The organism is Rhizobium sp. ERR 942 (assembly GCF_007828395.1).
In the GTDB taxonomy this organism is placed as follows: domain Bacteria; phylum Pseudomonadota; class Alphaproteobacteria; order Rhizobiales; family Rhizobiaceae; genus Rhizobium; species Rhizobium dioscoreae.
This window is the reverse complement of sequence record NZ_VIUA01000002.1, coordinates 327,774-354,732: the sequence shown is the minus strand read 5'-3', so window position 1 is coordinate 354,732 and position 26,959 is coordinate 327,774. Positions and strand designations below refer to the sequence as shown.

Here is a 26,959-nt window from a genome sequence, read left to right as displayed (position 1 = left end):
CGATCGCGCGTTGCCTCGCCGCCTCCGGCGCTGAGGTGATGCTGGCTGCCGCAGGTCGGATCTCCTTGAGGATGCTGCGGTGTCGATTGGCCCCCTGGCGAAAGCCGCACAGCTCGACCTTCGTGATCTTGCTTCGATCAAAACCTTCGCCGCCGGAGTCGAGGAGACGCACGGCCCGGTCGATATCGTCGTCAACAATGCCGGGAATACGGTGAAGAAGCCGTTCGAGGATTCCGATATTGCCGACTTTGACGAAGTCATGGACGTCACCGGTCGCAAGACGAGCCTTGGCCACACGACTGAAAGACGGACCCTGCCCATTATCGGTGTACCGGAGAAGCCGGCTTTTTCGACAATCTGGGAGAGAAATGAACCGCTTCTTTGCGGCAACGCCTCCTGCAATGCTTCGGCAGGACAACCCATCCCATTCCAGCCGCCATTTGGCGTCCGCGGCACTTTTGAAAGACGCAAGCTTGTCGTCCAATCCTTCAGCCGGGTGGCATTTTTGCGCCCTGTCCAGCTGGCTCCAACGTAGAAAGAGATTTTCCAATTCCCATGCCTTCAGAGATCGCTGTTTCTTTTAATCTACTATTTTTATGGACAATATTTGCATTATCGAAAATGCATGCGATCTTCGGAAGGGATGAGAATGAGTGCGCCCAAACTCGTCGGCATTGCCGGCAGCTTCAACAGGCCGTCGAAGACCTACGCGCTGGTCCAGACCGTCGCGGATTTGGCAATTGAGCGATATGGCTTCTCAAGCAAGGTCTATGATCTGCACGATGTTGGTGCGTCCCTTGGCGCCGCTCAGTGGTGCAAGGAGCTCGACGACCAGGCGAAAAGTGTGATCGACGATATCGTCTCATCGGATGCGCTGATTATCGGTTCGCCGACGTTCAAAGGATCCTATCCCGGGCTGTTCAAGCATCTGATCGATCTTATCGATCCACACGAGCTGCGCGCCAAGCCGATCATCATCACCGCGACAGGCGGCGGAGACAGGCACGCGCTGATGGTGGAACATCAGCTGCGGCCGCTCTTCGGCTTCTTCATGGCACACACCCTGCCAACCGCTGTCTATGCGTCTGATCGTGATTTTACCGACTATAAGGTCTCTTCGGAACCGCTGGCCAACCGGATCAATGAAGTGGTCGGTGAGCTCTCGGCCTTCTTCCCGCATTCGGTAAGGGTGCTGGCTGCGGCCGAATGATGGGCTGATGGACAAATTGCCTTCGACCGCCTCGGATCTATCAACCAAATGGAGGGTTACATGAAATGGAATGTCATTAGCCGCCTGAAGACGATTTTCGCTGGGCGCGCGTTGCGGGATGCGGATGGACGCATCCAGTCGGTCGATCGGCCCGAGTCCGTCGAGCGAGAGCTCTCCGCGCGCGACTACGAGATCTACTATTGGTGTACATCCCCTGCGCCTTGGCATTGAAGGGAGATGTGCTTTTGATGTCCTGTCGCAAGCTTTGTGTTCGATCTTTCTCGTGAGGCTTACATGACCAGAGTACTGATTGTGCCTGGCCTTTTCGGCTCGGGCGAGGGGCATTGGCAGCGCTATTGGCTGCAGGATCATCGCGACGTTCGGCTTGTCGAGCAGGATGACTGGGACTTTCCCAATCTCGGCAGTTGGATGGAGAAATTAGAAGCCGCGCTGGAAGAGGCCGGTGAAGCCTATATCGTCGCCCACAGCCTGGGCTGCGTGTTGACGGCGAGGCTGGCTGGCCGCGAGGCTGCGCGAAGGGTCAAAGGTGCACTGCTCGTAGCGCCCTGCGATATTCCCGTGACGGAAGCCCTGCATGCCGGACATCTGTCCTTCGGTACCATGCCGACCGACGCGCTGCCTTTTCCCAGCATGACGGTCGGGAGCCTGAACGACATCTATATGAGCCTCGACCGGCTCGGCATGTTCGGACGGCTCTGGAATTCGGATGTTCGCAATATCGGCCTTGCAGGACATATCAACATAGCAAGCGGTTACGGGCGCTGGGCGGGTGGTTACCGCTTTCTGGACATGTTGAAGGCGCGCAGCAGGCATCGCAGGCCGCAGGGATTTTCAGCGGCAATCGCGGCGTCCATTTGAAAGAAGGGCTTTTCATATCCGACATTCGACGCCATTGTGCGACGGATTTTTTTCTCGCCTTTTGGCCGCCATCCCAAGCGCGCGCCGGGGCATGTTCTTTGGAGGTAAGGCAATGAGTTTGCGCATCAACGATATCGCGCCGGATTTTACGGCCGAGACGACGCAGGGCGAGATTAAGTTCCATGACTGGATCGGTAATGGCTGGGCCGTGCTCTTCTCGCATCCGAAGAACTTCACGCCGGTCTGCACGACGGAACTCGGCGCCATGGCTGGCCTGGAAGGCGAATTCCGCAAGCGCGGCGTCAAGATCATTGGCATTTCCGTCGATCCCGTGGAGAGCCATGGTCGCTGGAAGAACGATATCAAGACGGCGACCGGCTTCGACGTCGACTATCCGCTGATCGGCGACAAGGATCTCAAGGTTGCCAAGCTCTATGACATGCTGCCGGCAGGTGCCGGCGAGAGCTCGGAAGGCCGCACGCCGGCCGACAATGCCACGGTCCGTTCCGTTTTCGTCATTGGCCCCGACAAGAAGATCAAGCTGATCCTCACCTATCCGATGACGACGGGCCGCAACTTCGGCGAAATCCTGCGCGCGATCGACTCGATCCAGCTGACATCCAAACATCAGGTGGCGACCCCGGCAAACTGGCAGCAGGGCGAAGACGTCATCATCACGGCCGCCGTCTCCAACGAAGACGCCATTACCCGCTTCGGCTCGTTCGATACGGTATTGCCCTATCTGCGCAAGACCCGCCAGCCGTCAGCCTGATCGGCGTGGTGACTGAGAGTTTTAGCTGATACGATGCGGCCCTGACGGCCGCGTCGCTTTTTACAGGTGAACATTCTCGCGCAAAAAATCCAGCAGGGCACGCACGCGCGCTGGCAGGGGGCCGCCTTGGCCGATATAGACGGCGTGGAATTCCTCGATATCGCCGGAATTGAATTCTTCCAGCAGGGGCTTTAGCCGCCCGGCCACAATATCCGATTTGACGGTGAAGGCGGCAAGCCGCGCCAGGCCGGCACCGGCAAGCGCCAGATGCCGCATGGCTTCGCCGTCGCCCACCTGCAGGCTGCGCGCTGCCGGTACCGTCGCAACCTCGCCGTCAATGAGCAGCGGCCAGCCTTCGATCGCTCTGGAATAGCTAAAGCTGATGCGGCAATGTTTTGCCAATTCCGCGGCGGAGTGAGGCGTTCCATGCTTACGCAGATAGTCCGGCGAGGCGACGATGATATTTCGCGTCGCTCCGAGCTTGCGGGCCGTGAGGCTGGAGCTCTTCAGCGGCCCGGCGCGGATTGCGACGTCGGCGCGCTCCTCCATCAGGTCGATGACCCGGTCCGTATGGAAGATCTCCAGCGAGACATTGGGATGCAGCGCCATGAAGCCCGGAATGAGCGGAGCCAGCACATGATTGCCGAAGGAGCCGCTGGTGTTGATGCGGATATGGCCGGCTACCTGCTCTCCCGCGGATGCGTGGCGTTCGGCTTCGGCAATATCGGCAAGAATGGCGACGCTACGTTCGAAGAAGGCACATCCCTCTGGGGTAAGCTGTAGCCGTCGCGTCGAGCGATGGATAAGACGCGCACCGAGGCGCTTTTCAAGTCTCGTGACGAGCTTGCTGACGGCTGAAGGCGTCATGCGGCAGGCCCTGGCCGCGGCGGTGAAGCCGCCGAGTTCCACGGCGCGCACGAAGACTTCCATTTCCCCAGAACGATTGATCTCTTGACGGCTCATGATGAATTAAAATCATAAATCAGTTTCTTTCCGGCAATCTATATCACCTTCATCCGAGCGTCTATCTATCTGAAGAACCAATAGGAGACAGACCATGGAATATAGAAATCTAGGTGCTTCCGGCTTGCGCGTTCCGGTTCTCAGTTTCGGCGCCGGCACCTTTGCCGGCAGCGGGCCTCTCTTCAGCGCCTGGGGCTCGACGGATGCGATTGAAGCGCGCCGTCTGATCGACATCTGCCTGGAGGCGGGCGTCAATCTCTTCGATACGGCAGACGTCTATTCGGCAGGCGCATCGGAGGAGGTGCTCGGCGAGGCGATCCGGGGCAGGCGGGATGCCGTGCTGATCTCCACAAAGACAGCTTTGCCGATGGGCGATGGACCGGCCGATTGGGGCAGCTCGCGCTCTCGCCTGATCAGGTCGGTCGACGCCGCCCTGCGCCGGCTCGGGACAGATTACATCGACCTTTTGCAATTGCACGCCTTCGATGCCTCGACGCCGATCGAGGAAACGCTTTCCACCCTTGATGGCCTCGTGAAGGCAGGAAAGATCCGCTACATCGGCGCTTCCAACTTCGCCGGCTGGGAACTGATGAAATCGCTCGCGATCTCCGACAAGTACGGCTATGCCCGCCATGTCGCCCATCAGGTCTATTATTCGCTCGCCGGCCGCGATTACGAATGGGAGCTGATGCCACTCGCTGCGGATCAGAACGTCGGCGCCCTGGTCTGGAGTCCGCTGGCGTGGGGCAGGCTTACCGGCAAGATCCGCCGGGGCCAGCCATTGCCCGAAAAGAGCCGCTTGCATGAGACAGCGTCATTCGGCCCGCCCGTCGATGACGAGAGGCTGTTCGATATAGTCGATGTACTGGATGAGATCGCCGGCGAGACCGGAAAGAGCGTGCCGCAGATCGCGATCAACTGGCTGCTGAGCCGGCCAACGGTTGCAAGCGTGATCATCGGCGCGCGCAATGAGGAGCAGTTGCGGCAGAATCTCGGCGCGGTCGGCTGGACGCTTTCGAAAGAGCAGATCGAGAGGCTGGATAAGGTCAGTGAGATGACGGCGCCCTATCCCTATTTTCCCTATCGGCGTCAGGAAGGCTTCGCCAGACTGAACCCGCCGCTCGTTTGACGTGGCAGGCGACCCGAGCGGCGGCGAAGCAGGCAAATGCTTCGCCGCCGGATGTCATTTAACGGCCACCCTCGATCTTGCGATGGCGCTGGTTTCGGCCGCTTTCGCCATAAGGATAGGCGGCTGGTTGCGGCGCGCTGACCTCGTTCAGTCGATCCATCTCCGCCTCCGACAGCGTCAGCTTGGCGGCGCCGAGATTGTCGGCAAGCTGCTCGGGCGTGCGAGCGCCGAGAATGACTGACGTTACCGCCGGGCGTGCTGCCGTCCAGGCAAGCGCTACCTGTGCCATGGTCACATCTCGTGCCTTGGCGATCTCCTCGACAGCGGCAATGATTGCCCAGGTGCGCTCCTGTGCGTTGCGTGGGGCAAAGGATTCGCTGCCGCGGTTGGGGTTTTCACCGAGTCTTGTGGCACCGGTCGGCATTTCGTCACGCTTGTATTTGCCAGTCAGCCAGCCGCCGCCGAGCGGCGACCAGGGAAGCAGGCCCATGCCAGCATCGAGGCAGGCATCGACGATCTCGAGTTCGATATCGCGAACGAGCAGGTTATATTGCGGCTGCAGCGTCACCGGTCGCGTATAGCCGCGCGCCTTGGCAATCTCGACCGCCTTGGCGATATGCCAGCCGACATAGTTGGAGAAGCCGTAATAGCCGATCTTGCCGGCACGCACGGCATCATCGAGAAAGCGCAATGTCTCCTCGATCGGGGTCAGGGCATCCCAGGCATGCATCTGATAGAGATCGATATGCTCGATGCCCAGTCGGCGCAGCGAGTCGTCCAGCGCCTGGCCGAGATGACGGCGCGACAGGCCGAGATCGTTCGGTCCGTTGCCCATCGGAAAGCGGCCCTTGGTGGCGATCACGGCCTGGCGCGCTTCCGTCGGACGAGCCTTCAGCCAGCGGCCGATGATCTCTTCCGACTTGCCTGCACTATAGACATCGGCGGTGTCGATGAAATTGCCGCCCCATGCGAAATAATCGTCGAGAAGTTTATGTGATGCGGCCTCGTCTGCTTCCGCGCCGAAAGTCATGGTGCCAAGGCAATAAGCCGTGACAACGGCCCCGCTTGGGCCGAGCTTGCGATAATCCATTTCTGCCTCCTCTGAACGGAGCGCTGGTGCCCGATCGGCAAAGCGGTCGGGAGAGCCGCAGGCTCCGTGATCCATAGCAATGTGGTGCTTGAGACGGCCTCCACCGTCGATGGGGATTCGACGCTCGGCGTTTCAATGCCGTGGCCGCAGAGACACCATAGTCAATCATCCCATGATTACCAAGCGCATTCGTTGCCTGAGTGGCCTCGCTTGCGTAAAATTCTCCGTGATGATTCTTCTCTCGCCGAATGCTTCCCTTCATGGATGAAACGCCGACAAGCCGCATGCTTTCCTGGGCACGCAACTCCACCATCTATCGTCTCGAGCGCCGGATGATGACGGAAAAGCAGCTGTTCGACGCGATCGCCAAAAAGGCTAAGCAGAAGTTCGAGGATATCAGCGACACGCAGATCAAGGCGCTTGCCGACTTTGCGGTCAAATTTGCCTACGAACTGAAGGTGCTCGATGACGTTGCCTTCGCCGAGATCAGCACGCGCTCGGCCGTTCGTTCCGGCAAATCGAAGAAAGCCATCGCCTTCAAGCTTGCTTCCAAGGGCATCAGTGGTGAAACGGTTGTCGCGGCCGTGGAGGAGGTCGACGATCTCCATTCCGCCGTCATCTTTGCCAGGAAGCGTGGTTTCGGCCCGTTCCGGCGCGGCGATCTCGATGAGAAGCGCAAGGCAAAGGAACTATCGGCCTTCGCCCGAAACGGTTTCAGCTTCGCGATCGGCAAACGGGTCTTCGATATGGAGCGAGAGGATGCCGAGGAACTGTTGCTGTCGGCCTCGGCATTCTGAAGATGGATGCTCATTGAAATAACTGAGGTCACCCGCTAGCTTTGCCGCGCTTGAGTAGGGCATGCAGGGGACGTTCGTGAAGGCAGACATTCGATTACTGGTAGCGGTGACGTGCATTGCCTCTTTGCCGATGGCCGCCCATGCCGAGTGGCAGGCGGTGGAGACGACCAAGACATATGCGATTACCGGAACATCGGGGCGCGAGCTCTACGATTCCATCGGCGAGCGCGGTCCATTGCTCGGGCCGAAGGTGAGGGCGATTGCCCATACCGATTTCAAGCTGACCTGGACGCGGAAATATGAGCTGCAGCCGGACGGCGCCTGCAAGATCACGGTCAACATACCGAAGCTAATCATTACCTACACTTTGCCGAAACCCTCGGCGAAACTGCCTGCTTCAACCCGCAAAAGCTGGCAGAAATTCATCGCCGGAGTCGAAGCGCACGAGCGCGTGCATGGTGGTTACATCAAGGACATGGTCAAGGAGATCGAGGCGATGAGCGTCGGCTTTTCCGTGCCCGACGATCCGAAATGCAGCAAGATCCGCATGGAACTGACAAAGCGGCTCGGTGAGATTTCCAACAGGGAACGGCAGCGCAACAGCGATTTCGATAGGGTCGAATTCAGCGATGGCGGCAATCTCCAGCAGCTCGTTCTCAAGCTGGTCAAGGAAGAATAATTGGGGGAGCCGCAGCCGGACGTATCCGCCGGCTGCGTGACCTAATATGTTGCCTTATCGACCTTTCTGCTTCCGCCATTCAGCGAATTTCTGTTTCGGAGCGTCGCTGGTTGCCGGATAGAGTCCGATGATGGTCGCCCCGTTCATCACTTCTTCCGTGACGAAATCCTCATAGGCCGTCATTTCGACGGTTTCATCGGCGATTTCGTCAGCAAGGTGCGCCGGAATGACGATGACGCCCTCATTGTCGCCGACGAGAACGTCGCCGGGGAAAACCGCGACATCACCGCAGCCAATCGGGCCATTGATTTCGATCGCCTGATGCAGCGTCAGGTTCGTCGGGGCAGACGGGCGGTGATGATAGGAGGGGATATCGAGGGCAGCGATTTCCGGGCTGTCGCGAAAGCCGCCATCGGTGACGACGCCGGCCACGCCACGCACCTGCAGCCGCGAGACCAGGATGGAACCGGCCGAAGCGGCACGCGCATCCTTTCGGCTATCCATGACCAGCACAAAACCGGGCGGGCATTGCTCGACTGCGGCCCGTTGCGGATGTTCCGGGTTGCGGAAGACTTCGAGCGTGTTCAGGTCCTCTCGCGCCGGAATATAGCGCAGCGTGAAGGCCTGACCGACCATGTTCGCCTTCTTCGGCGAAAGCGGCCGGACATCCTGAATGAACTGGTTGCGCAGGCCGCGCCGGAAAAGCGCGGTGGCGATCGTGGGTGTTGCGACGCCCATCAGCTTGTCGCGTGTCTCGTTGCTCAGCACATAACTGCTCATGCGATATATCCTTCGTGATCAATAGATATCGGGTTCGCCCGGTGTCGGGCCGAAACTTGTTTCCAGGAAATCGAAATCGCAACCGGTATCGGCCTGCGCGACATGGCGCGAGAACATCCAGCCATAGCCGCGGCCGAATTTTTCCGCAGGCTTGACCCAGGCATCGCGGCGGCGCTGCAACTCGTTTTCGTCAACAAGCATGTCGATGCGTCGTGCCTCGAGATCAAGACGAACGATATCGCCGTTGCGCAACAGCGCCAGCGGGCCGCCGACATAAGATTCCGGCGAGACGTGCAGAATGCAGGCGCCGTAGCTGGTGCCGCTCATGCGGGCATCGGAGAGGCGGAGCATATCCCTGTGCCCTTTCTTCAGAAGCGCCTTCGGGATCGGCAGCATGCCCCATTCGGGCATGCCGGGGCCGCCTTGCGGGCCGGCACCGCGCAGCACCATGACGTGATCGGGCGTAATGTCGAGATTTTCATCGTCGACCGCCGCCTTCATCTCCGGATAGCTGTCGAAGACGAGCGCCGGTCCCTGATGCTTGTGGAAGCGCGGATCGCAGGCGGCGGGCTTGATGACGGCGCCCGTCGGCGCAAGGTTGCCCTTCAGCACCGCAAGCGACCCCTCATGATAGACCGGATTGTCGAGCGAGCGGATGATGTCGTCATTGTAGCATTTGGCGCCCTCCAGCGTTTTGCCGAGGGTGACGCCGGATACGGTCAACGCCGAGAGATCGAGCTTGGAAGATAGCTTCGCCATCAGCGCGCGCAGGCCGCCGGCATAGTAGAAATCCTCCATCAGATAGGTCTTGCCGGTAGGCCTGATATTGGCGAGCACCGGCGTCGTGCGCCCGGCTTTGTCGAGATCGTCGAGCGAGAGATTGACGCCGGCGCGGCGTGCCATCGCGATTAGATGCACAACGGCATTGGTGGAACAGCCTGTCGCCATCGCGACAGCAACGGCATTGTTGACGGCGGCCTGCGTGACGATCTTTGAGGGGACCAGATCTTCCCAAACCATCTCGACGATACGTCGACCGACAGCTGATGACATGCGGATATGATTGGCGTCCGGCGCGGGGATCGAGCTGGCGCCGGGCAGGGTAAGGCCCAGTGCTTCGGCGATTGCCGTCATCGTGCTTGCCGTGCCCATGGTCATGCAGTGACCGTAGGAGCGGGCAATACCGGCCTCGACATCGACCCATTCTTTCTCCGAGATGGTGCCGGCGCGGCGTTCGTCCCAGAATTTCCAGGCATCGGATCCCGACCCCAGATATTCGCCACGGTAATTGCCGCGCAGCATCGGGCCGGCCGGGAGGTAGATCATCGGCAATCCCATGGAGAGCGCGCCCATCACGAGGCCGGGTGTGGTCTTGTCGCAGCCGCCCATCAAGACGGCACCATCGACCGGATGCGACCGCAACAGCTCCTCCGCCTCCATCGCCAGCATGTTGCGATAAAGCATGGTCGTCGGCTTCACATAGCTTTCCGAAAGCGACAGGGCGGGCAGTTCCAGCGGAAAACCGCCGGCCTGCAGGATGCCGCGCTTCACATCCTCGACGCGATGCTTGAAATGCGCATGACACGGATTGGCGTCGGACCAGGTGTTCAGGATGGCGATGACGGGCTTATCGGTCCATTCTTCGGGCGCGTACCCCATCTGCATGGTGCGCGAGCGATGCCCCGAGCTTCTGAGATCATCAGGCGCAAACCATCTGGCGCTGCGCAAGTCTTGGGGCTTCTTCCTGCTATTCATTGTATTGACGCCTTGTATTCGAATGTTGGTCGAAGGGATAAATCCGTGCGCCGCATCATTCCTTCATGCCCCATTTTAGCAGGGTGCGCCGCTCGATGGTCTGGAAGACCAGGTTTTCGACAATAAGCCCGATGACGATCACAGTCAGCAGGCCGGCAAAGACCGAGGGGATGTCGAGAAGATTGCGGTTTTCGAAGATGAACCAGCCGAGGCCGCCCTGGCCGGAGGAGACGCCGAAGACGAGTTCGGCGGCGATCAGCGTGCGCCAGGAAAAGGCCCAGCCGATTTTCAGGCCGGTCAGGATCGACGGAAAGGCGGCGGGGATCAGGATGCGGAAGACATAGGATAGCCCCGTCAGCCCGTAATTGGCACCGACCATGCGCAGAGTGCGCGAGACCCCGAGAAAGCCGGCATGCGTGTTGAGCGCGACAGCCCATAGGACGGAGTGGATAAGCACGAAGACGAGGCTTGCTGGACCGAGGCCGAACCAGATGAGCGCGAGCGGCAAGAGCGAGATGGCCGGCAGCGGATTGAACATCGCCGTCATGGTTTCCAGGAAATCGGTGCCGATGCGGGTGTTGATCGCAACAACCGTCAGGACGGCGGCGAGCACCGTTCCCGAGACGTAGCCTGTTACCAGTATCTTCAGCGTGGTCCAGATGCGGGCCGGCAGCACACCGTCGGCAAACCGGTCGTAAAGCGCCGTCAGCGTGTCGCTCAGCGTCGGAAACAGCAGCGGATTGTCGAGATGCCGGGCATAGGCCTCCCATATGACGGCGAGGACAACGATCAGCAATGACTTGCGGAAAAGGCCTGACTGCCAGAGGAGCTCGATCGTGCCGAGCTTTTGTTCGACGGCTGCGATATGGCCGGCCGTTTCCGGTGACTGCGGCGCAAGGATAATCTGCGGTGCGCTCATGGATTACTCCCTGTGCCCCTGTTCGGCAAACAGCATGTGATGAATTTCCTGCTCCAGCTTGGCGGCGGCTGTGGGGTCGTCGCGGACGGCCTCCACATCGCGCACCTCGGCCTTGACCCGACCGGGATGCGGCGACAGCAGCAGGATACGATTGGAGATCTTGATCGCCTCGGCGATCGAATGGGTGACGAAGATGACGGTAAAGCGTGTATCTTCCCAGAGCTGCAGGAGCTCGTCCTGCATCTGCCGGCGGGTGAGGGCATCGAGCGCTGCGAAAGGCTCGTCCATCAGCAGGATATCGGGCTGCATCGCCATGCCGCGGGCAATCGCGACACGCTGTTTCATGCCGCCGGACAGCATGTGCGGATAGGTATCGACCGCACGTGTGAGCTTGACTTTCTCGATATAATCGCGGGCGATCGCCTCAGCTTCGCTACGCGGCAGGCGGCGGGCTGTCGTCAGTGGGAACATGACGTTTTCAAGCACCGTCTTCCAGGGGAGCAACTGGTCGAATTCCTGAAAGACCATCATGCGGTCGGCGCCTGGTTTCTTGACCGGTTGCCCCTTGATTTCGATCCGGCCTGCCGTCGGTGTCATATAGCCGCCGATCGCCTTCAGCAGCGTCGATTTTCCGCAGCCCGAGGGGCCGAGGAGGACGAAGCGATCGGACTGGCCAACGGAGAAGCTGACATTTTCCGTCGCGGTGATCAGCAGGTTCGGCGTTTTGTAGCGAAGCGTCACCCTGTCGACATTCAAAAGCGGTGTCGCGGTCATTGTTTCCGTCATCGGCATGTCAGCACGCGTTTTTGCCTGAAGCATGGGCCTTCTCCGTGGGGTCGCTTGAAGGCGGCATTCGCGCCGCCCGTAGGCATCAGTTGCCATTGAGATCGGCGGCTTCCGGCAGGTAATAGTCGGTCCAGGCCTTAGGCATAGTCTTCAGCGTACCGATCTTGTGGAGGTGCGCCGCGAACTTCATCGTTCCTTGCGGATCCATGCGGAACTCCATCATGTGCGGCTCGTTCAGGATCGCCAACAGGTCCTCGACGCTGGTCTTGTCGCCGCTGACGGTCTTGTAGGCTTCCACCGCTGATTTCGGATCCTTCTTGATGAAGTCGATCGCTTCAGCCGTCGCCTCGCGTACCGCCTTGATGATCGTCGGGTTGGCGCTTGCAAACTGCGTCGTCGTGAAGAATGTGCCCTGGGTCAGCTCGCCGCCGATAATGTCGCGGGAATCGATGACTTTGTGAACGCCCGGCTGCTTCAGCTCCAGATATTGGAAGGGCGGGGCGGAGAAGTGGTTCTTGACCTCATGGGTCTGGTTGGCGAGCGCTGCCATCGCGTCGGGGTGACCGAGCTGCACCGTATTGGCGTCGAACTTGTGTACCTGGTCGTCGCCATACATTTGCGCGGCGGCCATCTGCAGCAGAATTGCCTGCGTGGAGACGCCGACCGTCGGCACCGCGATCTTGTCGCCGGCCTGAATATCCTTCAACGACTGGATGCGCGGGTCGCGCGAAACCATGATGACCGGCTGGGCCGAATTGGTAACGATGCCCTTGACCTTGCCTCTGGTGCGGTCCCAAAGCAGCAGCAGATTGCCGGTGCCGGTGTTGACGATGTCGACATTGCCGGACAGCAGCGCGTCGGTCTGCGCGCCGCCACCGCTGAAGGTCCGCCATTCCACCTTGACGCCCTGTAGGCCGTCTGCGGCCGCGTGCTTCTCGATCAGCTTCTGCGTCTCCATCACATGGCTCGCGAGATAGAGAATGCCGGGCTGGCGCGTGATCGAAATATCCGTCTTTTCGGCTGCTCCGGCTGAAAAGCTGCCCGCAATCACCATGCCGACCGCAGTCAGACAGCGAAGAAATCCTCTCATTTGCTCCTCCCGATTGATCCAACCTTTGAGAAATGAGGTTGGCGTCGGTTCACTAAAGCACTAATGTATCAGTGCATCAAGCCCTGAATTGTGTTTAATGAGCAGACGCTCTTGCCCAGAAAGGCCGCCAGTGAAGCTCAATCCGAAAGAATTTGCCCTCGATCGCTCCCGCCAGGTCGCGCCTCAGATTCTCGAGATCCTGCGATCGCGCATTCTTTCGATGAGCCTGCCGCCAACGACGGTCTTGTCGCGCATCTCGCTGCAAAGCGAATTCAATGTTAGCCAGACTCCTGTGCGCGATGCCCTAATCCGGCTTGAGGAGGAGGGGCTTGTGGAGGTCTATCCGCAATATGCGACTGTCGTTGCGAGGATCGATATCCGCAACGCAACCGAGGCGCATTTCCTGCGATTGTCGATCGAACTGGAGGCTGTCCGCAGGCTGGCTGCGGATTCGCCTGCGGAAACCGCAGCAATCCTCGAAGGCATCCTGGCTCGCCAGAAGCATGTGGTGTCACAGGAAACCTATGATCTCTTCGACATGCTCGACAAGGATTTCCATCGCGTTCTCTACGAGCGGGCCGGCATTCTCGGCCTCTGGTCCACGGTCCGGCGCCAAAGCGTGCACCTCGACCGGCTGCGCATGCTCAACCTGCCTATGCCGGGCAAGCTCGAGCAGATCATTGTCGATCATCAAGCCGTGGTCGATGCTATCAGCTCGGCCGATGCGGAGGCTGCCGTCGCCGCTTTGCGCCGGCATTTGTCAGGCACCTTGTCTATCGTCGATCTCATCTGCGAGCAATATCCGGATTATGTGAGCCGTTAGCGTATCGGCTTTTCGGACCGATGTGAGGTGTGGAGCGTGCCGACCCGCGGATTGGCTTATGCCTCGCTTCATGCGACAAAGTCGCAGGGAAACAATTCATGGAGTTTGCTTGACCATCGGGCTTGCGCATGCCGAGTTGATCGCGGTTTTGACGGCCGTTACGGGCGGCGATCCAAGGGTGATGACGGTGCGGTCGGGCGATGCCTTGCCATCCGGTCCGTTTGAACTCGGACATCGCACGCTGCAAAGCGGGTTGCGCGAATGGGTTCAGGAGCAGACGGCCCATCCCGTCGGCTATCTGGAGCAGCTTTATACCTTTGCCGATCGCGACCGAAACAACGAAATTCTCGGCGGTCGCACGATTTCGATCAGCTATCTCGGGCTCGTGCGCGAGCAGGCAGCCCCTGGCGGCGGGATGCCGGGCTGGCACGGCTGGTACGAATATCTTCCCTGGGAGGATCATCGAGATGGCCGGCCGCCGATTCTCGACAATATCGCCGCTCGGCTCACATCCTGGGTCGAGGAGGACGCGACGCGCAGCAGCCAGCGCCGTCGGCGGGCCGACTTCGACTTCGGGCTGAATGGTGCGGCGTGGAACGAGGATCTTGTCCTGCAGCGTTATGAACTGCTCTATGAGGCGCGTCTCGTCGCCGAGGCGGGCTGCGATCTCAAGCACAATTTCGGTCGGTCGATGTTTGCCGATCATCGCCGCATCCTTGCGACGGGCATGGCGCGGCTCAGGGCCAAGATCAAATATCGGCCTGTGGTGTTCGAACTCATGCCCGAGAATTTTACGCTGCTACAATTGCAGAAGACGGTCGAGGCGCTGGCCGGGCTGACGCTGCACAAGCAGAATTTCCGCCGGCTGATTGAGCAGCAGGAACTGGTCGAGGAAACAGGCGGTACTGAAAGCGAGACCGGCGGCCGTCCGGCCAAGCTCTTCCGCTTCCGTCGCGCCGTGCTCGAAGAACGCGAATTCGCCGGAACGAAATTACCGCTCTCCCGCAATTGACATATGCTCACGCTGAGAATATCTATTTGCTCATGATATACTCAAAATGAGTATAATAAGGAGCCGGCCATGAATCTTCCCGTATCCGCATCTTCCCTTTACGATCGCGTCAGCCGCGTCATTCCCAAAGCTGAATGGCTGACTTTTCAGGATGACGTCGAGGCGATCCTCGAATTGAAGCGGCGGCACAATGCCGTCATTCTCGCTCACAACTATCAGACGCCGGAAATCTTCCATGGCGTTGCTGATATCGTCGGCGACAGCCTCGCGCTTGCGCGGAAGGCCGTAGATGTCGATGCCGATATCATCGTCCTGGCCGGTGTGCACTTCATGGCCGAGACGGCCAAGCTGCTGAACCCAGAAAAGACGGTTCTGATCCCGGATATGGAAGCGGGCTGCTCGCTGGCGGAATCGATCACGCCGGAAGATATCGCGCTGCTGCGTCAGGCCCATCCGGGCGTTCCGGTGGTCACCTATGTCAATACGTCGGCAGCCGTAAAAGCGGCGTCCGATATCTGCTGCACTTCGGGCAATGCCCGGCAGGTGGTGGAATCGCTCGGCGTGCCGAAGGTGCTGATGCTGCCGGATGAATATCTGGCGCGCAACGTCGCACGCGAAACCAATGTCGAGCTCATCGCCTGGCATGGGCATTGCGAGGTTCACGAACTCTTCACCGCGGACGATATCCGCCAGCTCCGTGAGAATTATCCCGGCGTGACCGTACTGGCCCATCCGGAATGCCCGCCCGATGTCGTCGAAGCCGCCGATTTCGCCGGTTCTACCGCCGTCATGTCCGACTATGTCGGCAAGAAGCACCCGTCGCGTGTGGTGCTACTCACCGAATGTTCGATGAGCGACAATGTCGCCGTGCATCATCCGGATGTCGAATTCATCCGGCCCTGCAATCTTTGCCCGCACATGAAGCGCATCACGCTTGGCAATATTCGCAAGGCCCTGGAAGAGGGACGGCATGAGGTGACGGTCGACCCGGCAATTGCTGCAGACGCCCGTCGGGCGGTTGAAAGGATGCTGGCGATATGAGCGAGATTCGTGAAGACTTGAGCGGCCGCATCGTTATCGTCGGCAGCGGCCTCGCCGGATTGATGATGGCGCTGACGCTGGCTCCCGAACCAACCGTGATTATTACCCGCGCCTTGATCGGCGCGGAGACCTCAAGTGCCTGGGCGCAAGGTGGCATCGCCGCCGGCATAGGTGAGGGCGACAGCGCGGCCCTGCATCTTGCCGATACGCTCGCCGCTGGCGACGGGCTCTGCGACGCGAAAGTGGCGGCAAGGATCGTTGCCGAAGCCCCTGCGGCCATCGCGGCGCTGGAGCGCTTCGGCGTCGAGTTCGACCGCAACGATGCCGGCGAGTTGTCCCTCGGTCTCGAAGCTGCACATTCGCTTCGGCGTATCGTGCATTCCAAGGGCGATGGCTCGGGTGCCGCCATCGTTCGCGCACTTGCCGAGGCGGTCGCCCGTACGCCGTCGATCACAGTGCTCGAGGGCTATCAGGCGCAGCGGCTGCTGCTGGATGGGGATCGCGTCGCCGGCCTTTTGTGCCTGACCAGCAAGGGCCACGTCGTCTTGCCGTCCTCCCGTATCGTCCTTGCCACGGGCGGCATCGGTGGCCTCTTCGATGCCACGACCAATCCGGTCGGCAATTTCGGGCAGGGGATTGCGCTTGCGGCACGGGCCGGGGCACGGCTTGCCGATATGGAGTTCGTGCAATTCCATCCAACGGCGCTCGATAGTCGCAGGCGTCCGCTGGCGCTTGTCAGCGAAGCGGTTCGCGGCGAAGGCGCGCTCCTCGTCAATGAGAGCGGCGAGCGCTTCATGGCCGGTGTCGAAGGTGCCGAGCTTGCGCCGCGCGATGTGGTCGCACGCGCGATCAGCGCGGAAATCGCCCGCGGCGGTCGGGTCTTCCTCGATGCGCGAGGCGCGCTCGGCAATCGTTTTGCCACACGCTTTCCAGTCATCGAGGCCCTTTGCCACGAGGCAGGCGTCGATCCTGCGAGCGATCTCATCCCGGTGCGTCCGGCGGTCCACTATCATATGGGTGGCGTTGCGACCGACGAGAACGGCCGCAGTTCGGCTCCCGGCCTATGGGTGGTGGGCGAGGCGGCTTCCACCGGCCTGCACGGCGCCAACCGCCTTGCCAGCAACTCCCTGCTGGAGGCTGCGGTCATGGGTATGCGGGCGGCGCACGATATCGCCGGCACGGATGCGAGTGCCACAAGGTTGCCGAACCATCTTCCCGAGACCGTCGCGCCAGACCTGACGCTCGTCCGGCCGATCGCGTCGCGCCATCTCGGTGTGCTGCGCAACGCAGGTGCCATCCATGGTGCGATTGCCGCACTCCTGCCGCTTTGCGAGAGCGAAGGGCCAGCGACAGACCCCGCGCTGGTGGCCCTGCTGATCGCCGTCTTTGCGAGCCTCAGGACGGAGTCGCGCGGTGCCCATGCGCGCACCGATTTTCCGCTGAAACTGCAATATGCGCAGCGCCGCATGATGAACCTTTCCGACGCCTTGGATATTGCCAGGTCCGTCACCCCCTATTCGCTCGCAAGGAGTGCCTGACATGACGCTTGCTCCCCTCCCGCGCCTGATCGTCGAGCCACTGGTGCGCAATGCATTGGTCGAAGATCTCGGCCTCGCCGGCGACATCACATCTACGGCAGTCATCCCGGCGGAACATCGGTCCCGCGTTGCTATGGTCACCCGCCAGCCGGGCGTTATCGCAGGTCTCGATGCCGCTGAACTTGCCTTCCAGCTGGTCGATCCCACCGTTGCCATGACCCGTCACGTGCCCGACGGTACGAAGGTGGAGGCAGGCGAGGTCATCGCGATGGTCGAAGGGCCATCCCGCGGCCTGCTGACGGCGGAACGCACCGCGCTCAACTTCCTCGGTCATCTCTCCGGTATCGCCTCCGTGACGGCCGGCATCGCCGAGGCGATCGCCGGCACGAAGGCCTCGATCGTCTGCACGCGCAAGACGACACCTGGTCTTCGGGCGCTGGAAAAATACGCCGTGCGCGCCGGCGGCGGCATGAACCATCGCTTCGCGCTCTATGACGCGGTATTGATCAAGGACAATCACGTCGCCATTGCCGGAGGCATCACTGAAGCCATTCGCCGCGCCAAGGCGGGCGTGGGTCATATGGTCAAGATCGAGGTCGAGGTGGATACGCTGGAGCAGCTTCGCGAAGCGATGCAGGAGGGCGTCGACGCCGTGTTGCTCGACAACATGACGCCGGATCAACTGCGCGAGGCGGTCGATATCGTCGGCGGCCGGGCCATCACCGAAGCCTCGGGCCGCATCACGCCGGCGACGGCTTCCGCAATCGCGGCCTCCGGCGTCGATCTCATCTCCGTTGGCTGGCTGACTCACAGTGCGCCGACGCTCGATATCGGGCTGGATTGGAAGGCAGCGGCCTGAGGTAGGGTAAGTTCCGCATTTTGGAGGGCCGGTAACGCGAGGTTACCGGCTCTCCAGCTTCCAGTTGGTCATTTACTTCATCAATGCGGATCGCACGTCGGCCAACGCAAAATCATCTCCGACATAGAGCAGAGGGGCTGAATGTCGTTTGGCAAGAGCATAGGCGAAGCAATCACTGAAATTCAGGCCGCCTCGCGTGCCGAAACCCTTGCCGTATTCCACACGGGCCTTCATCGCGGCTCGCGCGAGATTTTCGTCTATCGAGGCAATCTCGATGCGGAATTCGGTTAAAAATTCATCCAGATCGGCAATCGCTTCATGCCGGTCTCCCTCTTTGATCCTGCCCGCCATGACTGTTCCGGCCTCGACGTAATTCACAGCCGATATGAGACGCTGAGCGTCCGTCTGAAGGGCCATCATGCAGTCTGGAGCTTCCGCCTCCTCGAACATGATCGCAATGATGGCAGACGCATCAACGATCATCATCGGGGGAAATCGAGGTCTTCAGCTGTGTCGCCGACCGCTTCATCCCATTCCTGTTTCGTGACGGGCCGGCGGTCGTAGCGGCTGGCGCGCCCGCGAACGAAATCTCTCATGCGGGCAATATAGTCGCCCTCCGCCTCCTGCTTGGCGCGCAGCCGTTCAAGCCGCTCGCGCATGGCCTGGGTAATGGCGTCGGTCATGGTTTCGCCGGTCAGGCGGGATAATTCCCGCGCCAGCCGATCCGCCTCCTCAGTCTTGATGCTCAAAGCCATGGTCGCAATCTTTCTAGATGAGTGATCTAGATAGCATGCATATATCGCTTCTTCAATGCAAAAGGGTCAAGTTGAGCCTGGTCAACACGTAAGCCAAATTGACTTCTTGATTCTGATGCGACCAAGTCACTGCTCAGTTTTCACACAACGACCGGCACTTGCGCGCCGTCCATGCTGATCACGACGCCGGTGACATAGCTTGCTTTGGCCGAACTCAGGAAAGCAACGACATTGGCAATGTCGGCGGGGTCTGCCATGCGGCCAATCGGAATACGCTTCAGCGCATCGGCTAGCGCCTCCTTCTCGGTCGAGCCGGAAGCCTTCGCGGCTGCTTTGAGACCCTCGGCGACTCGATCCGTTTCGGTGAGGCCGGGGTTGAGGCCGACGACGCGCACACCTTTGCCGGCATAGGCGTTAGCAAGCCCGACGCTCGCGAGCATCAGGGCGGCATTGGCCGATCCTCCGGCCAAATGGACGGGCGAGGCGACCTTGCCGCCGTTGCCGATGATATTGATGACGGTACCTGAGCCGCGTGTGCCCATGCGCTTGATGACGGGATCGATCACATTGATGTAGGAAAAGTATTTCGCATCCATCGCAGCGCGCCAGATGGCGGGCGTCAGCTCGTCGGCGGGCGTGCGCGCTGCGGCACCGGCGCTGTTGACGAGGATGTCGATCGGGCCGATTTCCGTTTCGACCTTGTTCACCACGGCAAGCGCCTGTTCATCGGAGATCAGGTCGGCGGCATAGCCGCGCGCACCAGGAAGCCGGGAAAGCGCGGCGTCGATATTCGACTGTGAGCGCGAGCAGATCGCAACCCGTGCACCTTCCTGCAGGAAGAGTTCAGCACAGGCGAAGCCGATGCCCTTGGAGCCGCCCGTGATCAGAACGACTTTATCCTTGAGGCCGAGGTCCATGGAATGTCTCCGGTATGATTTGCTTGGATCGCCAAGCTACGTCCCGAAATCACCACCGTACAGGGTCGCGGTCGTCACAGCTTGGTTACCGGAGCGCGATCTTATGAAAGACGCTTGGCCTTCAGCACGGAAACGGCCGTCTCGCTGTTATGGACATAATCGTTGGCATCAGGCTGACGCTGCACCAGGAGAATGAACAGCAGGTCGGTCAGCATCAGCTGTGCATCGCGGGCGGTAATCGCCGACGAGCGCACGCGATCCTCGTCGCCGACGGTATGGAGGCAGATATCGGCGACGCGGGCAAGCGGATTATCCTGCAGCCCGGTGACGGCAATGACGGTTGCCTGGCGCTGGCTTGCCAGCTCCGCAATCCGCAGTGTCTCGATGCTGGCGCCGGAATAGGACAGCGCAAAGAGCAGGTCGTCAGGCCCAAGCGTCGATGCATTGGCCATCTGCACATGGCTGTCGCTGTCATGCAGCACGTTACGGCCGAGCTTCATCAGCTTATAGGAAAAGTCGCGCGCGACCAGCGACGAGGCGCCGACCCCGGCCAGATGGATGCGCCGGGCATCATGAAGCGCCTCGAGCGCCTTTTCGATATCGGCTTCGTTGTTGACGGAAATGGTCTGCTGCATGGCCTGCATCTTGCTGCCGAGCAGCTTCTGCAGGATTGTGAGATAGCCGTCGCCCACTTCGATCGTGCCGTGGATCATGCCGGCCGGCGCCTGCCATTCCTGCGCTTTCGCCTCGCTGACGGCCAGCTTCAGCTCTTGATAGCCGGCATAGCCGAGTTTCTGGCTGAATTTCACGACGCTCGACTGGCTGCGGCCCGTTTCAACAGCAAGTGCTGCGGAAGAAAGGCGCAGCATCTGGTCGGGATTGTCGATGATGAACTGACCGATCTGGCGATCGGCGGGGGCCATGCTTTCCAGCTGCGCGCTGATTTTCTTTAAGATCGACATTTGTCCCTTCGAGCCCTCAAGGCCGCTTCACCCACCCACACGAGCGCACCAAAAATAGCATCCGGTTCAAGCTCGGCAATCTCGCTTCGTGCGATCGGACGTTATCACAGCAGGTTGGAATAAAAAATTCCAAATCTGGTTGACAGCATGGAATGACCGATTAGTCTTTGAAGGAAACGCGTGAAGGACTCGTGGCGTCCTTACCTTTTCCTCGACGGATTTTCATCATGGACAGACTTCGCATCTCCGGCGGTAGACGGTTGCAGGGTGCGGTGACCATCGCCGGCGCCAAGAATGCCGCGCTGCCGCAGATCGCCGCAGCGCTCTTGAGCCCGCATCCGCTGGAGCTCACGAACCTGCCCGCCGTCAGCGACGTCGAGAATATGCTCGGCGTTATTGCGCTGCACGGCGCCAAAATCACACGCGGGCCGCACGGCACAACGATCGATGCGAGCGAGATCGTCTCGAAAGAGACGTCCTACGATACGGTCAGGCGCATGCGGGCGACCGTTCTTGTGCTGGCGCCGCTGCTAGCCCGCTTCGGCCATGCGCGTGTTTCCCTTCCGGGCGGCTGCGCCATCGGAGCCCGGCCCGTCGATATGCATATCAAGGCACTGGCGACTTTGGGCGCCGATATCGCGATCGAAAGCGGCCTGATCGTCGCCTCGGCGCCGAATGGGCTGAAGGGTGCGCGGATCGTGCTGAGTTCGCCATCCGTCGGCGCAACGGAGACGGCCATGATGGCCGCCTGCGCGGCCAAGGGCGAAACCGAGATCCTGAATGCTGCCCGTGAGCCGGAGGTGGCTGATCTCGCAACCTGTCTTTGCGCCATGGGCGCGCGGATCGAAGGGGCGGGGACGCATCGCATCCTCATCGATGGTGACACCGGCTGGCGCCCCGCCAGGCATCACAGCATCCCTGATCGTATAGAAGCCGGCACCTATGCCGTTGCGGCGGCGATTACCGGTGGTCAACTCGAGCTTATCCATGCACGGCTGGAAAATCTGGCTTCGGTCGTCCAGGCTTTGGAAGCCATGGGTGTCAGCGTCTGGCCCAGCGACCGAGGCCTTGTCGTCTCCAGGGATGGCCCACTCAAGGGAGCCGATATCACCACCGAACCCTATCCGGGTTTTCCAACTGATCTGCAGGCGCAGTTCATGGCTCTGGCCTGCTGCGCCGAAGGCGCGTCGTTGATCCGCGAAACGGTATTCGAAAACCGCTTCATGCATGTACCGGAGCTGACGCGGCTCGGTGCCAACATCACCCTGCAGGGCACGACGGCACTGGTGCGCGGCGGTGCGCCGCTCAAGGGTGCGCAGGTGATGGCAACGGACCTCAGGGCGTCAGTGTCGCTGGTTCTCGCCGCCCTCGTGTCCAAGGGCGAAACCATCGTCAACCGCGTCTATCATCTCGACCGCGGCTATGAGCAGCTTGATCGCAAATTGCGTCTCTGCGGTGCCGATATCGAACGGCTGACGTCATGACCGCTGCATCGGAAAGCGTTCCCTATTTCCTCGGCATTGATGGCGGTGGCACCGGATGCCGGGCTCGCATCGAGGATGTCGAGGGCACGGTTTTAGGGCAGGGATTGTCCGGGCCGGCAACGACCCGGTTAGGGATTGACGAAGCGTGGGCATCGATTTCGCGCGCCTTCGATGCCGCTATCGAGGAGGCGGGGCTGAGTGCCTCCGATCTTGGGCGCATCCATGTCGGCGTCGGGTTGGCCGGGATCGGCCGCAAAGGCGCCCTTGCCGCGCTGAAGGCGATAGAACACCCCTTCGCCAGTATCGATTTCATCAGCGACGGGGAGGGCGCCTGCCTCGGCGCCCATTCCGGTCGCGATGGTGCCATCGTCATTGCCGGGACGGGCTCCATCGGGCTCGGTCTCGTCGAAGGCCGGCAATTGCGGGTCGGCGGCTATGGTTTTCCGATTTCGGATGAGGGTAGTGGCGCTTATCTCGGACTGAAAACGGTTCAGCTTGCACTGCGCGCGCATGACGGTCGCGAACAGAAGACCGCATTGCTGGCCGAAATCATGCAGCGCTTCCAGAACGATCCGATGGAGGCGGTCGCCTGGATGGACCGGGCTTCGGCGACGGACTACGCGGCTCTTGCGCCCATGGTCCTGCGACATGCCGATCAGGGCGATGCCGCCGCACGGCGAATCGTGCAAAGTGCGGCCGGCCATATCGATACGCTGGTTCGCACCCTGTTCGAAAAAGGTGCACCGCGCGTCTGCCTGCTCGGCGGTCTCGCAAGTCCACTTGAACCGTGGCTCTCGCCCGATGTACGCCGCCGCTTGAAACCCATCGATGGTGACGCCGTATCCGGTGCGATCATTCTGGCAAGACGAGCTGTTTGCGGTCGTACTGAATGATCGCGGGCATACAATAAACGTCTTTCTCTTCCCCCTTGATTCCGTCGACGGCAGGTCCTATTTTGACTATATATGGTCATTTTCGATTGAGGGCCGTGATGTCAACAATTAGCGTAGCAGAAGCAAAGGCAGGCTTTGCCAATCTGGTCGATGAAGCTGCCAATGGTGATTTTGTCACCATTACGCGCCACGGGAAGCCCGCTGCCGTACTTGTGTCGGTCGAAGCGGCAGAGGCCGCAAAGAAGGCTTTGGAGAAGCCAAAGCCGAATTTCGGGGATTTCCTGCTCACCTTTCCCGGTGGTGTCGATCTAGATCGAAACTCGTCAAAAATGAGGGACGTTGATCTGTGACAGGGTACCTGCTCGATACGAATATTATCAGCAGGTTTGCTCCGGATAAGGTGCCGCCCTCCGATGCCATCCGGATCTGGTTCCACAGTCAGGGCGAAGCCGATGCGCTCTTTCTGTCGGCCATGTCTGTCTCGGAGATCGAAAAGGGAATACGCTCTCTTCATCGCCGTGGCGGGACTGAGCGAGCCAAGCGTCTCTCTGACTGGCTCTATTTCATCACGGACAGTTTCAGTGATCGTATCCTACCCATGGATACGGTGGTTGCGCGGATCGCCGGCGCTCTGGAAGACGATGCCCTGAGCAAGGGTCACAATCCCGGCCTCGGCGACATTATCATTGCAGCGACGGCGCGGGCTTATGACCTGACCGTCATCACGGAGAACTTGCGGCACTTCCAGCCGCTCAACGTATCGGCGGATCTTCCGATGGTTTTCAGATCGGAATGATCGCTATCTCCATAATGAATAGCAACCAGCGCGATGACGGCGACGTCTACGGTTAAGCCGACCTATCTGGAGCCGCAGCGCTAGCTGACGCAGTCGGCAAATTACACATGCCGCTGTGTGCTGCTTCGCATAATCGCAGTGGTGAATTTGCGTGGCAGAAGTGGAATATTTTATTCCTTTGTAGATTGACGAAAGGAATAATCGGACATAGTGTTAACTAAGGTAAACAGGGAGTGGGCAGGAAGCGAAGCCGAAAAAGGCCGTCCGAGCCCAGGCTGATTTTGATCGGCCGTCTGACTGAAAGCCGACCCTTGCTGCGGTGTGTTCGATATTAGAATGATCGAACTTGCCCCTGCGAGCTATTGATATCGAAGCGTTATTTCGCGAGCAGGCCCATGACAGAACAGACATTGATATCCGAACTGGAACAATTGGTTTCCGAAGGGCGCAATCCGAATACGATGCATATCGATCTATTGCCGACTTTCGATATCCTGCGCGAAATCAATTATGAGGATCAGACGGTGCCTCTCGCCGTCGAGAAAGTCATTCCGGCGATTGCCGCCGCCGTCAATCAGATCGTCGCCGCCTTCCAGAAGGGCGGACGGCTGATCTATATGGGGGCCGGCACCAGCGGCCGTCTCGGCGTTCTCGATGCCTCAGAATGCCCGCCCACCTTCAGCGTGCCGCCGGATATGGTTATCGGGTTGATTGCGGGCGGCCCGGATGCGCTGCGCCGCTCGATCGAGGGTGCGGAGGACGATCCAGTACAGGGGCGCCAGGCGCTGGAAGAGATCAATCTCACCAAGGATGATGTGGTCGTCGGCATCGCTGTCAGCGGCCGCACACCGTATGTGATCGGCGGCCTGAACTATGCCAAGAGCATTGGCGCTTTCACGGTCGCACTATCCTGCAATCCCAATTCCATCATCGCCGGCATCGCTGATCTGGCGATCTCGCCTGTTGTCGGCCCGGAAATCCTGACCGGCTCGACCCGTCTGAAATCCGGTACGGCGCAGAAACTCATTCTCAACATGCTGACGACGGCAAGCATGATCCGCATCGGCAAGAGCTATCAGAACCTGATGGTCGACGTCAGCGCCAGCAACAAGAAACTGGTGGCGCGCGCCTCGCGCATCGTCATGCAGGCGACCGGCTGTACGCAGCAGGAAGCGCGCCGCGTGCTCGATCTGACCTGCAATGACGTCAAGCTGGCCATTCTCATGGAAATTACCGGGATGGGCATTGAAGAAGCCCGCACGGCATTGCAAAACGCTGATGGATTCCTGCGCAAGGCCATCAACGCCAGGACTGCTTGAGATAACCATCGCAGCTAACTGCGACGGCAATCAATGGGCCAAAATCGGCCGGGGACATTTAAAAAATTTGGAGGACTGAAAGTGGAAGGGAATTTTGGAAAGAAGCTGATTTCGGGCGTGGCGCTGGCCGTGGGGATCGGTCTGGCGACGGTTGCGATACCTGTGGAGGCAGCGACGTTGCGCATGGCATGGTCGCAGGACGCAACCGGTCTCGATCCGCATAAACAGACCGCCTTCTCCTCCATCCGCCTGCTGGAGCTGATCTATGAGCCGCTGGTTCGCCTGGACGGCAATCTGCAGATCGTGCCCGGTGTCGCTGAAAGCTGGCAGTTCTCGCCCGACGGCAAGCAGTTGACCTTCAAGCTCAACGCAAAGGCCAAATTCCAGAACGGTGCAGCCCTCACGTCGGCCGACGTCAAGGCTTCCTTCCAGCGCATTCTCGATCAGGCGACTGGTGCCGTCGCCCGCGCGAACTTCCTGTCGATCGCAAGTATCGATACGCCCGATGCCACAACCGTCGTCTTCAACCTGTCGCAGCCCGACGTCCCGCTTCTGACGGCCATGACGAGCCTCAACGCTGCCATCGTACCGGCAAGCGAGATTTCCGCTGGCACTATCGGCACCAAGGCGATCGGTTCCGGGCCCTTCAAGCTTGACAGCTGGGTTCCGAACGCCAAGGAAGTCTTGAGCGCCAATAAGGATTGGGCAGGCGGCGCCACGGGTGTCGACGGCATCAACATCAGCGTGCTGCCGGATGAAACCGCGATCCTTGCCTCGCTGCGCACCGGCCAGATCGATTTCGCGCTTCTGAACGATCCGCTCGTCGCAACGCTTGTGCCGAAGGAGTCGAAGCTGCAGCTCACCCGCACGCCGGTGCTCTCCTACAACGTTCTGCAGCTCAATCCCTCGCGCAAGCCGATGGATCAGCTGGCCGTGCGCCAGGCGATCTCGTGTGCCATCGACCGCAAGGATGTGATGGACACCGCAGCTCTCGGCGAAGGCAAGGTGACCGGGCCACTGACGATGCCGCTCTATGCGACCGATCCCAGCAAGCTCTTCTGCTACACGCGCGATGTTGCCAAGGCGAAGAAGCTGATGGCCGATGCCGGCTTTGCCAACGGCTTTTCGGCGACTGTGATCGCCGCAACCGGCGAGCCGCCGACGGCCACGGCCGAGGCGCAGGTCATTCAGTCGCAGCTCGCCGAAATCGGCATCAAGCTCGATATCAAGGTGATGGAACTCAACGTCTATGTCGACACCTGGCTGAAGGGCAATTTCGACATGGCGGTGGCACTTAATGGCGGCAGTGCCGACCCTTATTCAATGTATAACCGTTACTGGACCAAGACCGGCAACCTGCAGAAGGTCGCCAACTATATCGATGATACGCTGGATAGCCTGATGCAGAAGGGCCGCGCCGAAACCGATCCGACCAAGCGCAAGGAGATCTTCGCCGAGTTCGAAAAGCATCTTGCCGAAGTCTCGCCCTGGATCTGGCTCTACACGGCCTATGGCTACACGGCCGAGCAAAAGAACGTCGAAGGCTTCGTGCCGACGCCGACCGGCTCGCTGTTCGGTCTGAGCAAGGTTTCGATTAAGTAACGACGATCGGGAGCTAGAGCATTTCCTTTTCAAATGACATCATGGAAGTGCTCTATCTCTTTGTTTTTACGCAATTTCGGCCGTAAAATTACGCCTTGGTTCAGCTGAA

At 60.1% G+C, this 26,959-nt stretch carries 29 protein-coding genes and 1 pseudogene; 19 read left to right on the top strand and 11 right to left on the bottom strand.

Annotated features, from left to right (window positions below):
- Positions 1-76: 76 nt before the first annotated feature.
- The 5 genes and pseudogenes from FBZ97_RS08575 to FBZ97_RS08560 all read left to right on the top strand — a co-directional run.
- A pseudogene (locus FBZ97_RS08575) lies at positions 77-535 on the top strand (SDR family NAD(P)-dependent oxidoreductase); the annotation flags it as partial.
- Between the two features lie 114 nt (positions 536-649).
- Positions 650-1,210 carry an FMN reductase gene (gene msuE, locus FBZ97_RS08570; RefSeq protein WP_145318350.1) on the top strand — a complete coding sequence of 187 codons (561 nt, stop codon included), beginning with the start codon at positions 650-652 and terminating at the stop codon, positions 1,208-1,210.
- Between the two features lie 60 nt (positions 1,211-1,270).
- Positions 1,271-1,441, top strand: a complete 171-nt coding sequence (locus FBZ97_RS34325) for a hypothetical protein (RefSeq protein ID WP_156090746.1) — start codon at positions 1,271-1,273, stop codon at positions 1,439-1,441.
- 63 nt (positions 1,442-1,504) lie between these two features.
- Positions 1,505-2,089 carry an alpha/beta hydrolase gene (locus FBZ97_RS08565; protein ID WP_113354446.1) on the top strand — a complete coding sequence of 195 codons (585 nt, stop codon included), beginning with the start codon at positions 1,505-1,507 and terminating at the stop codon, positions 2,087-2,089.
- A gap of 112 nt (positions 2,090-2,201) precedes the next feature.
- Positions 2,202-2,861 (top strand): peroxiredoxin, encoded by a 660-nt coding sequence (locus FBZ97_RS08560; RefSeq protein WP_069614590.1) that lies wholly within the window; start codon positions 2,202-2,204, stop codon positions 2,859-2,861.
- A gap of 60 nt (positions 2,862-2,921) precedes the next feature.
- Here the strand turns inward: FBZ97_RS08560 and FBZ97_RS08555 are convergent, their stop codons facing one another.
- A complete protein-coding gene (locus FBZ97_RS08555) occupies positions 2,922-3,824 on the bottom strand; it encodes a LysR family transcriptional regulator (protein ID WP_145318346.1) in 903 nt (300 codons plus the stop codon).
- Positions 3,825-3,918: 94 nt separating this feature from the next.
- Here FBZ97_RS08555 and FBZ97_RS08550 point away from each other — a divergent pair, with 94 nt between their 5' ends.
- On the top strand, positions 3,919-4,953 hold the full coding sequence (locus FBZ97_RS08550; RefSeq protein WP_145318343.1) for an aldo/keto reductase: 1,035 nt from the start codon (positions 3,919-3,921) through the stop codon (positions 4,951-4,953).
- Positions 4,954-5,011: 58 nt separating this feature from the next.
- Here FBZ97_RS08550 and FBZ97_RS08545 read toward each other — a convergent pair whose 3' ends face one another.
- Positions 5,012-6,043, bottom strand: a complete 1,032-nt coding sequence (locus FBZ97_RS08545) for an aldo/keto reductase (RefSeq protein WP_145318339.1) — start codon at positions 6,041-6,043, stop codon at positions 5,012-5,014.
- 260 nt (positions 6,044-6,303) lie between these two features.
- Here FBZ97_RS08545 and recX point away from each other — a divergent pair, with 260 nt between their 5' ends.
- Positions 6,304-6,840 carry a recombination regulator RecX gene (recX, locus tag FBZ97_RS08540; RefSeq protein WP_145318338.1) on the top strand — a complete coding sequence of 179 codons (537 nt, stop codon included), beginning with the start codon at positions 6,304-6,306 and terminating at the stop codon, positions 6,838-6,840.
- A 61-nt stretch (positions 6,841-6,901) separates the two neighbouring features.
- The gene (locus tag FBZ97_RS08535) at positions 6,902-7,519 is read left to right on the top strand and encodes a DUF922 domain-containing protein (RefSeq protein WP_145318335.1); all 618 of its coding nucleotides are present in this window, start codon (positions 6,902-6,904) and stop codon (positions 7,517-7,519) included.
- A gap of 54 nt (positions 7,520-7,573) precedes the next feature.
- Here the strand turns inward: FBZ97_RS08535 and FBZ97_RS08530 are convergent, their stop codons facing one another.
- From FBZ97_RS08530 to FBZ97_RS08510, 5 genes are read right to left on the bottom strand one after another with little or no spacing between them, the layout of a single operon-like run.
- Positions 7,574-8,299 carry a ribonuclease activity regulator RraA gene (locus tag FBZ97_RS08530; protein WP_145318332.1) on the bottom strand — a complete coding sequence of 242 codons (726 nt, stop codon included), beginning with the start codon at positions 8,297-8,299 and terminating at the stop codon, positions 7,574-7,576.
- A gap of 18 nt (positions 8,300-8,317) precedes the next feature.
- Positions 8,318-10,054 carry an L-arabinonate dehydratase gene (araD, locus tag FBZ97_RS08525; protein ID WP_145318329.1) on the bottom strand — a complete coding sequence of 579 codons (1,737 nt, stop codon included), beginning with the start codon at positions 10,052-10,054 and terminating at the stop codon, positions 8,318-8,320.
- A 55-nt stretch (positions 10,055-10,109) separates the two neighbouring features.
- Positions 10,110-10,973 carry an ABC transporter permease gene (locus FBZ97_RS08520; RefSeq protein WP_145318325.1) on the bottom strand — a complete coding sequence of 288 codons (864 nt, stop codon included), beginning with the start codon at positions 10,971-10,973 and terminating at the stop codon, positions 10,110-10,112.
- A 3-nt stretch (positions 10,974-10,976) separates the two neighbouring features.
- On the bottom strand, positions 10,977-11,792 hold the full coding sequence (locus FBZ97_RS08515) for an ABC transporter ATP-binding protein (protein ID WP_113333203.1): 816 nt from the start codon (positions 11,790-11,792) through the stop codon (positions 10,977-10,979).
- A gap of 52 nt (positions 11,793-11,844) precedes the next feature.
- Complete coding sequence (locus FBZ97_RS08510; RefSeq protein WP_113354391.1) at positions 11,845-12,849, bottom strand: ABC transporter substrate-binding protein; 1,005 nt, start codon at positions 12,847-12,849, stop codon at positions 11,845-11,847.
- Between the two features lie 130 nt (positions 12,850-12,979).
- Between FBZ97_RS08510 and FBZ97_RS08505 the strand changes: the two genes are divergently transcribed.
- From FBZ97_RS08505 to nadC, 5 genes are all read left to right on the top strand, one after another.
- A complete protein-coding gene (locus FBZ97_RS08505) occupies positions 12,980-13,672 on the top strand; it encodes a GntR family transcriptional regulator (protein ID WP_145318321.1) in 693 nt (230 codons plus the stop codon).
- A 109-nt stretch (positions 13,673-13,781) separates the two neighbouring features.
- Positions 13,782-14,684 carry a hypothetical protein gene (locus FBZ97_RS08500; RefSeq protein ID WP_113354392.1) on the top strand — a complete coding sequence of 301 codons (903 nt, stop codon included), beginning with the start codon at positions 13,782-13,784 and terminating at the stop codon, positions 14,682-14,684.
- A gap of 69 nt (positions 14,685-14,753) precedes the next feature.
- The gene (gene nadA / locus FBZ97_RS08495) at positions 14,754-15,725 is read left to right on the top strand and encodes a quinolinate synthase NadA (protein ID WP_145318318.1); all 972 of its coding nucleotides are present in this window, start codon (positions 14,754-14,756) and stop codon (positions 15,723-15,725) included.
- A complete protein-coding gene (locus tag FBZ97_RS08490; protein WP_145318315.1) occupies positions 15,722-17,263 on the top strand; it encodes an L-aspartate oxidase in 1,542 nt (513 codons plus the stop codon). The genes nadA and FBZ97_RS08490 overlap by 4 nt, the downstream gene beginning before the upstream one ends.
- A gap of 1 nt (position 17,264) precedes the next feature.
- Positions 17,265-18,122, top strand: coding sequence for a carboxylating nicotinate-nucleotide diphosphorylase (gene nadC, locus FBZ97_RS08485; RefSeq protein ID WP_186449474.1), 858 nt, complete (start codon positions 17,265-17,267; stop codon positions 18,120-18,122).
- Between the two features lie 72 nt (positions 18,123-18,194).
- Here nadC and FBZ97_RS08480 read toward each other — a convergent pair whose 3' ends face one another.
- The 4 genes from FBZ97_RS08480 to FBZ97_RS08465 form a co-directional block, all read right to left on the bottom strand.
- Positions 18,195-18,608 carry a type II toxin-antitoxin system VapC family toxin gene (locus FBZ97_RS08480; protein WP_145318312.1) on the bottom strand — a complete coding sequence of 138 codons (414 nt, stop codon included), beginning with the start codon at positions 18,606-18,608 and terminating at the stop codon, positions 18,195-18,197.
- Positions 18,605-18,877: a type II toxin-antitoxin system VapB family antitoxin gene (locus FBZ97_RS08475; RefSeq protein WP_113333209.1), complete on the bottom strand. Its 273-nt coding sequence runs from the start codon at positions 18,875-18,877 to the stop codon at positions 18,605-18,607. The genes FBZ97_RS08480 and FBZ97_RS08475 overlap by 4 nt, the downstream gene beginning before the upstream one ends.
- A gap of 140 nt (positions 18,878-19,017) precedes the next feature.
- A complete protein-coding gene (locus FBZ97_RS08470) occupies positions 19,018-19,794 on the bottom strand; it encodes an SDR family oxidoreductase (protein ID WP_113333210.1) in 777 nt (258 codons plus the stop codon).
- 101 nt (positions 19,795-19,895) lie between these two features.
- Positions 19,896-20,756 (bottom strand): MurR/RpiR family transcriptional regulator, encoded by an 861-nt coding sequence (locus FBZ97_RS08465; RefSeq protein ID WP_113354398.1) that lies wholly within the window; start codon positions 20,754-20,756, stop codon positions 19,896-19,898.
- A gap of 227 nt (positions 20,757-20,983) precedes the next feature.
- Between FBZ97_RS08465 and murA the strand changes: the two genes are divergently transcribed.
- The 6 genes from murA (at position 20,984) to FBZ97_RS08435 (ending at position 26,850) form a co-directional block, all read left to right on the top strand.
- Entirely contained in the window at positions 20,984-22,240 is a 1,257-nt protein-coding gene (gene murA, locus FBZ97_RS08460; protein ID WP_145318309.1) for a UDP-N-acetylglucosamine 1-carboxyvinyltransferase, read from the top strand.
- Positions 22,237-23,133 carry an N-acetylglucosamine kinase gene (locus tag FBZ97_RS08455; RefSeq protein ID WP_145318306.1) on the top strand — a complete coding sequence of 299 codons (897 nt, stop codon included), beginning with the start codon at positions 22,237-22,239 and terminating at the stop codon, positions 23,131-23,133. The genes murA and FBZ97_RS08455 overlap by 4 nt, the downstream gene beginning before the upstream one ends.
- A gap of 98 nt (positions 23,134-23,231) precedes the next feature.
- On the top strand, positions 23,232-23,483 hold the full coding sequence (locus FBZ97_RS08450) for a type II toxin-antitoxin system Phd/YefM family antitoxin (protein ID WP_095436838.1): 252 nt from the start codon (positions 23,232-23,234) through the stop codon (positions 23,481-23,483).
- Complete coding sequence (locus FBZ97_RS08445; protein ID WP_145318303.1) at positions 23,480-23,929, top strand: type II toxin-antitoxin system VapC family toxin; 450 nt, start codon at positions 23,480-23,482, stop codon at positions 23,927-23,929. The genes FBZ97_RS08450 and FBZ97_RS08445 overlap by 4 nt, the downstream gene beginning before the upstream one ends.
- A gap of 395 nt (positions 23,930-24,324) precedes the next feature.
- Complete coding sequence (murQ, locus tag FBZ97_RS08440) at positions 24,325-25,248, top strand: N-acetylmuramic acid 6-phosphate etherase (RefSeq protein WP_145318301.1); 924 nt, start codon at positions 24,325-24,327, stop codon at positions 25,246-25,248.
- An 81-nt stretch (positions 25,249-25,329) separates the two neighbouring features.
- A complete protein-coding gene (locus FBZ97_RS08435; RefSeq protein WP_145318298.1) occupies positions 25,330-26,850 on the top strand; it encodes an ABC transporter substrate-binding protein in 1,521 nt (506 codons plus the stop codon).
- Positions 26,851-26,959: the final 109 nt, after the last annotated feature.